At 60.6% G+C, this 9,663-nt stretch carries 10 protein-coding genes; 7 read left to right on the forward strand and 3 right to left on the reverse strand.

Annotated features, from left to right (window positions below):
• The first annotated feature begins 22 nt into the window (after nt 1–22).
• The 4 genes from rnhA (at nt 23) to DBR24_RS00250 (ending at nt 4,498) form a co-directional block, all read left to right on the forward strand.
• Nucleotides 23–484, forward strand: coding sequence for a ribonuclease HI (gene rnhA / locus DBR24_RS00235; protein ID WP_003224162.1), 462 nt, complete (start codon nt 23–25; stop codon nt 482–484).
• A 217-nt stretch (nt 485–701) separates the two neighbouring features.
• A complete protein-coding gene (dnaQ, locus tag DBR24_RS00240) occupies nt 702–1,460 on the forward strand; it encodes a DNA polymerase III subunit epsilon (RefSeq protein ID WP_123462797.1) in 759 nt (252 codons plus the stop codon).
• A 153-nt stretch (nt 1,461–1,613) separates the two neighbouring features.
• Nucleotides 1,614–3,869 carry an Orn/Lys/Arg decarboxylase N-terminal domain-containing protein gene (locus tag DBR24_RS00245; RefSeq protein ID WP_128613537.1) on the forward strand — a complete coding sequence of 752 codons (2,256 nt, stop codon included), beginning with the start codon at nt 1,614–1,616 and terminating at the stop codon, nt 3,867–3,869.
• A gap of 14 nt (nt 3,870–3,883) precedes the next feature.
• Nucleotides 3,884–4,498, forward strand: a complete 615-nt coding sequence (locus DBR24_RS00250; RefSeq protein ID WP_123462801.1) for a GNAT family N-acetyltransferase — start codon at nt 3,884–3,886, stop codon at nt 4,496–4,498.
• Here DBR24_RS00250 and DBR24_RS00255 read toward each other — a convergent pair.
• Nucleotides 4,464–5,357: a LysR family transcriptional regulator gene (locus tag DBR24_RS00255; RefSeq protein WP_128613538.1), complete on the reverse strand. Its 894-nt coding sequence runs from the start codon at nt 5,355–5,357 to the stop codon at nt 4,464–4,466. The two genes, DBR24_RS00250 and DBR24_RS00255, sit on opposite strands and share 35 nt — an antisense overlap.
• 85 nt (nt 5,358–5,442) lie before the next feature.
• Nucleotides 5,443–5,679 carry a hypothetical protein gene (locus tag DBR24_RS00260; RefSeq protein WP_064587205.1) on the reverse strand — a complete coding sequence of 79 codons (237 nt, stop codon included), beginning with the start codon at nt 5,677–5,679 and terminating at the stop codon, nt 5,443–5,445.
• 183 nt (nt 5,680–5,862) lie between these two features.
• Here DBR24_RS00260 and DBR24_RS00265 point away from each other — a divergent pair, with 183 nt between their 5' ends.
• The gene (locus tag DBR24_RS00265; protein WP_123462805.1) at nt 5,863–6,420 is read left to right on the forward strand and encodes an NADPH-dependent FMN reductase; all 558 of its coding nucleotides are present in this window, start codon (nt 5,863–5,865) and stop codon (nt 6,418–6,420) included.
• A gap of 162 nt (nt 6,421–6,582) precedes the next feature.
• Nucleotides 6,583–7,866: an arsenic transporter gene (locus DBR24_RS00270; protein ID WP_128613539.1), complete on the forward strand. Its 1,284-nt coding sequence runs from the start codon at nt 6,583–6,585 to the stop codon at nt 7,864–7,866.
• Nucleotides 7,867–7,996: 130 nt separating this feature from the next.
• Here the strand turns inward: DBR24_RS00270 and DBR24_RS00275 are convergent, their stop codons facing one another.
• A complete protein-coding gene (locus DBR24_RS00275; RefSeq protein ID WP_128613540.1) occupies nt 7,997–8,947 on the reverse strand; it encodes a DUF1853 family protein in 951 nt (316 codons plus the stop codon).
• 115 nt (nt 8,948–9,062) lie between these two features.
• On the opposite strand from DBR24_RS00275, the gene DBR24_RS00280 reads away from it, so the two are divergent.
• Nucleotides 9,063–9,663 (forward strand): NAD(+) kinase (locus tag DBR24_RS00280; protein WP_128613541.1); only part of this gene is annotated, 601 nt, incomplete at its 3' end.

The raw sequence follows: 9,663 nt of genomic DNA on the forward strand, positions 1-9,663 counted from the left end.
CATTTATTCTGGATAGACTGGCATGAGCGAAAGCGTCGATAGCGTAGAACTGTTCACCGACGGCGCCTGTAAGGGCAACCCCGGTCCGGGCGGCTGGGGCGCCTTGCTGGTGTGCAAGGGCGTCGAAAAGGAACTGTGGGGCGGCGAGGCCAATACCACCAACAACCGCATGGAACTGCTCGGCGCCATCCGTGGCCTCGAAGCCTTGAAGCGGCCCTGCGAAGTGTTGCTGGTGACCGACTCGCAGTACGTGATGAAAGGCATCAACGAGTGGATGGCCAACTGGAAGAAGCGCGGCTGGAAAACGGCGGCGAAAGAACCGGTGAAAAATGCTGATCTGTGGAAAGAACTCGACGAGCAGGTCAATCGTCACAAGGTCACCTGGAAGTGGGTGCGCGGGCACATCGGGCATCACGGCAACGAGCGGGCTGACCAGTTGGCCAACCGTGGCGTGGATGAAGTGCGCGGCTACAAGCAAAGCTGATTTCGCTTCTGAACCGTGGTGCGGCCATTCGCGAGCAAGCTCGCTCCCACAGGGAAATGCAGTCCAGATCTGATGCCCCTTCCCTGAATTGGAATGCATTCCAATGTGGGAGCGAGCTTGCTCGCGAAGGGCGCGCCACGGTCTGACTGAAACACCCCGCCGAGCGTGTTAACATCCGCTTTTTTGCACGATTGACCCCGTTGAGAATTGAACACTGATGGCCACCAGATCCGTTGTACTCGATACCGAAACCACCGGCATGCCGGTGACCGATGGTCACCGGATCATTGAAATCGGCTGTGTCGAACTGATCGGTCGGCGCCTCACGGGCCGGCACTTTCACGTCTATCTGCAGCCGGATCGCGAGAGTGACGAAGGCGCGATCGGCGTTCACGGCATCACCAACGAATTCCTCGTCGGCAAACCGCGTTTCGCCGAGGTGGCCGACGAGTTTTTCGAGTTCATCAACGGCGCGCAGCTGATCATCCATAACGCGGCGTTCGATGTTGGCTTCATCAACAACGAATTCGCCTTGATGGGCCAGCACGATCGCGCTGACATCACCCGGCACTGTTCGATCCTCGACACCCTGATGATGGCCCGGGAACGTCACCCGGGGCAGCGCAACAGCCTCGATGCGTTGTGCAAACGTTATGGCGTCGACAACTCCGGCCGTGAACTGCACGGCGCCTTGCTCGACTCGGAGATTCTCGCCGACGTCTACCTGACCATGACCGGTGGCCAGACCAGTCTGTCGCTGGCCGGTAACGCTTCCGACGGCAATGGCACAGGAGAGGGTGCGGACAACTCCGCCACCGAGATCCGGCGTCTGCCGGCCGATCGCCAGCCCGCGCGGATCATTCGGGCGACGGAAGAAGAGCTGGCGGCGCATATGGCGCGGCTGGAGATCATTGCCAAATCCGCCGGTGGTCCGGCGTTGTGGACGCAGATCGCCGAGGCTGACGCGCAGGCTTGACCCTGTCCCTGTGGTGAGGGAGCAAGCTCTCTCGCCACAAAAGTCAGGTCAGGTGTCATGAAGCCAACTGGCCACCCTCGCCACTTTCGCTGCAACCCTCTACCCTGAGTGCATTGGCAGACATTGACCCGCCGCCTCAGGACACTGAGCCTCATGTACAAAGATTTGAAGTTTCCGGTGTTGATCGTCCACCGCGACATCAAGGCCGACACGGTCGCCGGTGACCGTATCCGTGGCATCGCCCGCGAGTTGGAGCAGGAAGGTTTCAATATCGTTTCGGCCACCGATTACACCGAAGGGCGGTTGGTGGCTTCGACCCATCATGGTCTGGCGTGCATGCTGATCGCTGCCGAAGACGCCAGCACGAACTCCCATTTATTGCAGAACATGGCCGAACTGATCGGCCTGGCGCGGGTGCGCGCACCGGATCTGCCGATCTTTGCCCTGGGCGAACAGGTCACCCTGGAAAACGCCCCGGCCGATGCCATGGCCGAGCTCAATCAACTGCGCGGCATCCTGTATCTGTTCGAAGACACCGTGCCGTTCCTCGCCCGGCAAGTGGCGCGGGCGGCGCGCAAGTATCTGGATGGTTTGCTGCCGCCATTTTTCAAGGCGCTGGTGCAGCACACAGCCGACTCCAATTATTCCTGGCACACCCCAGGCCACGGCGGCGGTGTGGCGTATCACAAGAGTCCGGTGGGGCAGGCGTTTCATCAGTTCTTCGGGGAAAATACCCTGCGTTCGGATTTGTCGGTGTCCGTACCGGAACTCGGTTCGCTACTCGACCACACTGGCCCCCTCGCTGAAGCGGAAGCCCGCGCGGCGCGCAACTTCGGCGCCGACCACACCTTTTTCGTGATCAATGGCACCTCGACCGCCAACAAAATTGTCTGGCACTCGATGGTCGGTCGCGACGACCTGGTACTGGTTGATCGCAACTGTCACAAATCGGTGCTGCACGCGATCATCATGACCGGCGCAATCCCGCTGTACCTGTGTCCGGAGCGCAATGAACTGGGGATCATCGGCCCGATTCCGCTGAGTGAATTCAGTCGCGAATCGATTCAGGCCAAGATCGAGGCCAGCCCGTTGACCAAGGGGCGTGAGCCGAAAGTCAAACTGGCGGTGGTCACCAACTCAACCTACGACGGCTTGTGCTACAACGCCGAGCTGATCAAGCAGAACCTGGGCAACAGCGTCGAAGTGCTGCATTTCGACGAAGCCTGGTACGCCTACGCGGCGTTTCACGAGTTCTTCGCCGGTCGCTACGGCATGGCCACCTCGCGCAGCGAAACCAGCCCGCTGGTGTTCACCACCCATTCCACGCACAAACTGCTCGCCGCATTCAGTCAGGCTTCGATGATTCACGTGCAGGACGGCGGGGCGCGGCAACTGGACCGTGATCGTTTCAACGAAGCGTTCATGATGCACATCTCGACCTCGCCGCAGTACAGCATCATAGCTTCGCTGGACGTGGCATCGGCGATGATGGAAGGCCCGGCCGGGCGCTCGCTGTTGCAGGAAACCTTCGACGAAGCCCTGAGCTTCCGCCGGGCGTTGGCTAATCTGCGGCAGCACATTGCCGCCGATGACTGGTGGTTCTCGATCTGGCAACCGCCGGGGGTCGAAGGTATCGACCGCGTGCAGACCGAAGACTGGCTGTTGCAGCCGGAGGCCGAATGGCACGGGTTTGGTGAAGTCAGTGACGACTACGTGCTGCTCGACCCCATCAAAGTCACCCTGGTGATGCCGGGGTTGAACGCCGGCGGTGCGTTGAGCGAGAAGGGCATCCCGGCGGCGGTGGTCAGCAAGTTCCTCTGGGAGCGTGGGCTGGTGGTGGAAAAGACCGGTCTGTATTCGTTTCTGGTGCTGTTTTCGATGGGCATCACCAAAGGCAAATGGAGCACGCTGCTTACTGAACTGCTGGAATTCAAGCGCAGTTACGATGCCAACGTCCGTCTCGAAACCTGCCTGCCGTGCGTTGCGCAACAAGACAACACGCGTTATCGCGGCATGGGCCTGCGCGATCTGTGCGATCAATTGCATGCCTGCTATCGCAGCAATGCCACGGCCAGACACCTTAAACGCATGTACACGGTACTGCCGGAAATCGCCATGAAACCGGCCCACGCCTATGATCATCTGGTGCGTGGCGAAGTCGAAGCGGTGCCGATAGATGAGCTGGAGGGGCGGATCGCGGCGGTGATGCTGGTGCCGTATCCGCCGGGTATTCCGTTGATCATGCCCGGCGAGCGCTTCACCGAAGCCACCCGCTCGATCATCGACTACCTGAAGTTTGCCCGCACGTTCGATAGCAGCTTTCCCGGTTTTGTCGCTGATGTGCATGGACTGCAACATGAAGATGAAGGCAATGGGCGGTTCTACACCGTCGATTGCGTCAAGGAATGAGGACTTTCCCGAGTATGCAACCGGTCATGAATCCGAAATACCCAGGGCTGTCGGTGCGGGTCGCCGATGAGGGCTTTGCGCCTTATATCTGGGGCAGCGACTTCAGTTTTGAAGTGGTTGCGTATGGGGCCGCGGTGGTCGGCGCACCGGTCGAGCAGTGGCAGGTGACGCCGATCGTGCCGTACCGCAAGTGCTACGGCATCGATCCGGAGGAGTTCAGCGCCTTTCACAATGCGCCCGACAGCGCGATCTTCATGGCGTATCTGGATGACGAGCCGGTCGGTCATCTGGTGATCAGTACCAACTGGAACGGCTTCGCCCATATCGACGAGCTGGCGGTGCATGCCCCGGCCCGTCGGCACGGTGTGGCCAAGGCGTTGCTGGATGTCGCGCAGTTCTGGAGCCGCAAAAAGAAGCTGCCGGGGATCATGCTGGAAACCCAGAACAACAACCTCGGCGCCTGTCGGCTGTATGAGCGTTGCGGTTATGTGATTGGCGGTATCGACCATTTGCGTTATCGCGGCATCGATCCGAACACCGCCGAAGTGGCGCTGTTCTGGTATCGATTGTTCGATAATCCGCTGGAGCGCCCGCTCAGCTCGACAGCATCGCCTCGGCTTGTTCCGTGACGATTGCCAGCAGGGTCTGAATCGCAGAAGGCGTGGCCGCGTGTTTGCAGGTCAGCGCGTACAGGCTGATCGGCACTGCCGGTGACAACGGGCACACGTCCAGCCCGCCGGCCCTTGCGCCAAGGGCGGTGAACGGGTCGACGATGGCCAGCCCTTCGCCGGCCTCGACCATGCTGCGCATCATCTGGTGGGTTTGCACCCGGGTCTGGATGCTCGGCACAGGCCGCAGGGCCTGGAGCTTGTTTTCCAGTGCCGGGCTCAGCGGGTCGTGGCCTTCGAGGCCGATCATCGCCTGACCGGCGAGGTCCTGCAGGGAAATGTACTTTTGCTTCGGTTGCAGCCAGCCGTGGGGAGCGAGCAACTGCAACTTGCCTTGGGCCAGTGGCCGGGCGTGGATGTCGGGGTGTTCGGGGTCGTGCAGGCTCAGGCCCAGATCGCTTTCGCGCAGCAACAGGCTGCGGACGATGTCGCGGGTTGATGCGCCAAGCAAGGTGCACGGTGCGTCAGGCAGGCGCCGGCGCAGGGCGGCAAGGCTTTGTGGCAGTAATTGTTGGGCCAGCGGCGGGGTGCCGATGATGCGCAGGGGCGGGGCGAGGTATTGCTTGAGGCTGCTGGCCAGGCGCTGCACTGGCTCCAGCGCTTCATAGACATGGGCGATTTCCACCTGCAATGCCCGGGCTTCGGGCGTTGCCTGCAGGCGTCCGCGCACGCTGGCGAACAGCATGAACCCCAACTCACTCTCGGCTTCACGCAAGCGCGCTTCAACGTCGGTCAGCGGCAATTGCAGCCATTCGGCGGCCGTGCCCAGGTGACCGGTCTGCAAGAGCGCCTGAATCACTTCGATATGACGTAAACGCATGCGTGAAGTCCATGTTCAGCAGGTGGGGTCAGAGGCTGAATCCTACCCCAACTCTGCGCATATGACTTCTGCTCATAACGAGGCGTTATTGAGCGACGGTTGGCTCGGGTTCGCGGATCAGGGTAATGTCCGACTGAACCAGCAAAAACTCATTGTCACTGAGCTTTTTGACGCGATCGCCAATCGCCAGTTTGTAGGTGGTGACAGGCTCCATGCCGGTGAGACCGTCTGCCGACGGGGTGGATTCCTGGAACTCATGCACGGAATAAACGCGGCCTTCCGCATCTCTTGCATGGAACTGACCGACGAGTACTGCTGCCATCTGCTTAGAACCTCTGGAGATAAAACGCTTGATTTGCGGCTTGGTAGACCTTCATCAAGCCCTGTAAGTTTTCCTACAGGAAAAAAATAATCAGTGCGGAGGAATTTCCCTTGCGCGCTGGTGAAACTGTCATCGAATCATCTATAACTACAGGCTCTTCCCACGGACAGTCGAGAGTCTTCCATGAGCAATGTCTACAACGTCGCTGTAGTCGTCGGCAGCCTGCGCAAAGCATCGATCAACCGCAAAGTCGCACTGGCGCTGGCCGAGCTGGCACCGGCGAACCTCAAACTGAAGATTGTCGAAATTGGCGACCTGCCACTCTATAACGAAGACATTGACGGCGATTCACCGCCGGCAGCCTACAGCACTTTCCGCCAAGAAGTAGGCTCTTCCGACGCGGTGCTGTTTGTCACCCCGGAATATAACCGCTCGGTGCCGGCACCGTTGAAGAATGCGATTGACGTGGGTTCACGGCCGTATGGCAAAAGCGTCTGGAGCGGTAAGCCGGGTGCGGTAATCAGCGTGTCGCCGGGGGCGATTGGCGGTTTTGGCGCCAACCAGCATCTGCGTCAGTCCTTCGTGTTTCTCAATGTGCCGTGCATGCAGCAGCCGGAAGCGTATCTGGGTGGCGCGGGTTCGGCATTTGACGAGGCGGGCAAGTTGAGCGACTCGGTGAAACCATTCCTGCAGAATTTCATCAATGCGTATGGGCAGTTCGTGGAGCAACACAAGAAATAATCTGGTCAGATCGGCGGTAAAACAGAGATCATGTGGGAGCGAGCTTACTCGCGAAAGGGCCATCAGCCACACCTTTGGTGACTGACAGTTCGCTTTCGCGAGCAAACTCGTTCCCACATTTTTGTGGTTTGGCTTATTTTCCATTTATTAAGGCTGTTGCGGATGCTCGCTGCGTCACTGATTTTCCTGCTGACCATTACCCTTGTCATCTGGCAACCCAAAGGCCTCGGCGTCGGCTGGAGTGCGACGCTTGGCGCCGTACTGGCGCTGATCTTCGGTGTCGTTCACCTGAGCGATATCCCGCTGGTGTGGCAGATCATCTGGAACGCCACCGGCACGTTCGTCGCGCTGATCATCATCAGCCTGTTGCTCGACGAAGCCGGGTTCTTTGCCTGGGCCGCGTTGCATGTGGCGCGCTGGGGGCGGGGCAGCGGACGCAAGCTGTTTGCCTTTATGGTGTTGCTCGGTGCGCTGGTGTCGGCGCTGTTCGCCAATGACGGCGCGGCACTGATCCTGACGCCCATCGTCATCTCCATGCTGCTGGCGCTGCGTTTTTCACCGGCGGCAACCCTGGCGTTCGTGATGGGGGCCGGTTTTATCGCCGACACCGCGAGCCTGCCGCTGGTGGTGTCGAACCTGGTCAACATTGTCTCGGCAGACTTCTTTCACATCGGCTTCAACCGCTATGCGGCGGTGATGGTGCCGGTCAACGTTGTCAGCGTTGCGGCGACGCTGGGCATGTTGCTGTGGTTTTTTCGCCGCGACATTCCGGCGGCTTACGACCCTGAACAACTCGAACACCCAGAAACTGCGATTCACGATAAAGCCACGTTCTACGCCGGTTGGGCAGTGTTGGTAATCCTCCTCATCGGCTGTTTTGCGCTGGAGCCACTGGGCATTCCGATCAGTGCGATTTCCGCGGTGTGCGCCGCGCTGTTGCTGGGCATCGCTGCCCGCGGCCACAAGATTTCCACGCGCAAGGTGATGAAAGAAGCGCCGTGGCAGATCGTGATTTTCTCGCTGGGCATGTACCTGGTGGTCTATGGCCTGCGTAATGCCGGGCTGACCGGGTATCTGGCCGGTTGGCTGGATGTGTTCGGCGAGCATGGCGTGTGGGGCGCGGCGCTGGGCACCGGTGTGCTGACGGCGTTGCTGTCGTCGATCATGAACAACTTGCCGACGGTGTTGATCGGGTTGTTGTCGATTGATGCCAGTCAGGCGAGCGGGGTGGTCAAGGAAGCGATGATTTACGCCAACGTGATTGGCAGTGACCTGGGGCCAAAGATTACGCCGATCGGCAGCCTGGCCACGTTGTTGTGGTTGCATGTGCTGGAGCGCAAGGGGATCCACATTGGTTGGGGGTATTACTTCAAGGTGGGGATTGTGCTGACGGTGCCGGTGCTGTTGATTACCTTGGCGGCATTGGCTCTGCGGCTTTCGCTTTAGACCGAGTCGGCCCATTCGCGAGCAAGCTCGCTCCCACAGGGGAGTGTATGGCCTCTCCCTACATTTGAAATGCAGTCCAAATGTGGGAGCGAGCTTGCTCGCGAAGGGGCCGGTTCAGGCGCTAAAAATTTCAGGCTAGCCCCGGCACATTCGGCCAAAGATCCGACACCAGAAACAATCGCTCCGCCTCTTCCCATTCGCCCCGCGCATTCTCGATCAGGCGCACCATCAGTTGCGCCGGGGCCAGGGGTTCCAGGTCATCCAGCCACATCTGCAAGTGTGCGTGGCTCCAGGTCTGGTCCGCCGGATAATGCGCCGGTGCCAGCCAGGCGTGGCGGGGCAGCGGTTGCCAGCGTCCGGCCGGGCGCTGATTGACAAAGGCCGGCCAGTCTTTTTGATGCAGCCAACTGCCACGCAGGTGTTGCGGATGTGCGCCTTTCGGCGATTCGGCCTCACCGGGCCACGGGTACAGCAGGTATCCGCCCAGCCACAGCTGCGCACTGAACACCCCGATGCCCAGCGTCGCCAGCGCCTCGCGGCTTTCCGGACGGGCCGATATCGGCAATTGATGCTCGGCCAGATGTGCCAGTTTGCGGTCCAGCCGGTCATGGCATCCGGGCCCCAGCCACTGCGCCGGATCCCGTCCGTCACCGTGCTGCGGCCCGAGGTACAACTTGATCGCCAGCTCCAGATGATGCACCCCGTCGCGGTCTCGCAGCAGCATGTCCAGTTCGCCGAGGGTGTGGCCTTCGCGGCGGATCGGCAGGTTGGCGGCGATCAATTCGATGCCCGGCGCGTGCTCCACCGCAAACTGCCACAACCGTTCGTAATACAGGCCCAGGCGCCGGGTGCGCGCCTGCGACAGCCAATGCAGCAAGCCATAACTGTCGCGGTCGAGCTCGCGCAACCAGTGTTCCAGTCGCTGCGGGTCATGCACCCAATCGCTGCCGGCCAGCGGATGACGCTGCGGCCACGGCGTGGCGGCGAGCATCGGCGGCGCCAGAATCACCCACGCCAGATCCCGCACTTCCGGATGGCGTAATTGGTGCGGCAGCTGGAGCAAATCGGGAAACAGGATCATCTTGCGAGCATAGCCTGAAACACGAGCACACCCTTGAGGCTGAAAGGATTTTGTCTATCGCAGGCTTTCGCCCATAATCGTGCTTTTCGCGTTTTCGATTGTCCGCAGAGGTCCCATGGAGCAATTTCGCAATATCGGCATCATCGGTCGCCTGGGCAGTTCCCAGGTGCTGGATACCGTCCGCCGACTGAAACGCTTTCTGCTCGATCGTCACCTGCACGTGATTCTCGAAGACACCATCGCCGAAGTCCTGCCGGGCCACGGCCTGCAGACCTCGTCGCGCAAGATGCTCGGCGAAGTCTGCGACATGGTCATCGTCGTCGGCGGTGACGGCAGCCTGCTCGGCGCCGCGCGCGCCTTGGCCAAGCACAATATTCCGGTGCTCGGGATCAACCGTGGCAGCCTCGGTTTTCTCACCGACATTCGCCCCGATGAGCTGGAAGTCGAAGTGGCCAAGGTGCTCGACGGCCATTACCTGGTGGAAAACCGCTTCCTGCTGCAAGCCGAAGTCCGCCGGCATGCCGAGGCCATCGGCCAGGGCGATGCACTCAACGACGTGGTGCTGCACCCGGGCAAATCGACGCGGATGATCGAGTTCGAGCTGTACATCGACGGCCAGTTCGTTTGCAGCCAAAAGGCCGACGGCCTGATCGTCGCCACCCCTACCGGCTCCACGGCCTACGCGCTGTCCGCCGGCGGGCCGATCATGCATCCCA

The organism is Pseudomonas sp. HMWF006, assembly GCF_003061205.1.
Classification (GTDB): domain Bacteria; phylum Pseudomonadota; class Gammaproteobacteria; order Pseudomonadales; family Pseudomonadaceae; genus Aquipseudomonas; species Aquipseudomonas monsensis.

Excerpts from the sequence above, each read along its gene's own strand:
- rnhA (WP_003224162.1), top strand. The coding sequence starts at position 23 with ATGAGCGAAAGCGTCGATAGCGTAGAACTGTTCACCGACGGCGCCTGT.
- dnaQ (WP_123462797.1), top strand. The coding sequence starts at position 702 with ATGGCCACCAGATCCGTTGTACTCGATACCGAAACCACCGGCATGCCG.
- DBR24_RS00245 (WP_128613537.1), top strand. The coding sequence starts at position 1,614 with ATGTACAAAGATTTGAAGTTTCCGGTGTTGATCGTCCACCGCGACATC.
- DBR24_RS00250 (WP_123462801.1), top strand. The coding sequence starts at position 3,884 with ATGCAACCGGTCATGAATCCGAAATACCCAGGGCTGTCGGTGCGGGTC.
- DBR24_RS00255 (WP_128613538.1), bottom strand. The coding sequence starts at position 5,357 with ATGCGTTTACGTCATATCGAAGTGATTCAGGCGCTCTTGCAGACCGGT.
- DBR24_RS00260 (WP_064587205.1), bottom strand. The coding sequence starts at position 5,679 with ATGGCAGCAGTACTCGTCGGTCAGTTCCATGCAAGAGATGCGGAAGGC.
- DBR24_RS00265 (WP_123462805.1), top strand. The coding sequence starts at position 5,863 with ATGAGCAATGTCTACAACGTCGCTGTAGTCGTCGGCAGCCTGCGCAAA.
- DBR24_RS00270 (WP_128613539.1), top strand. The coding sequence starts at position 6,583 with ATGCTCGCTGCGTCACTGATTTTCCTGCTGACCATTACCCTTGTCATC.
- DBR24_RS00275 (WP_128613540.1), bottom strand. The coding sequence starts at position 8,947 with ATGATCCTGTTTCCCGATTTGCTCCAGCTGCCGCACCAATTACGCCAT.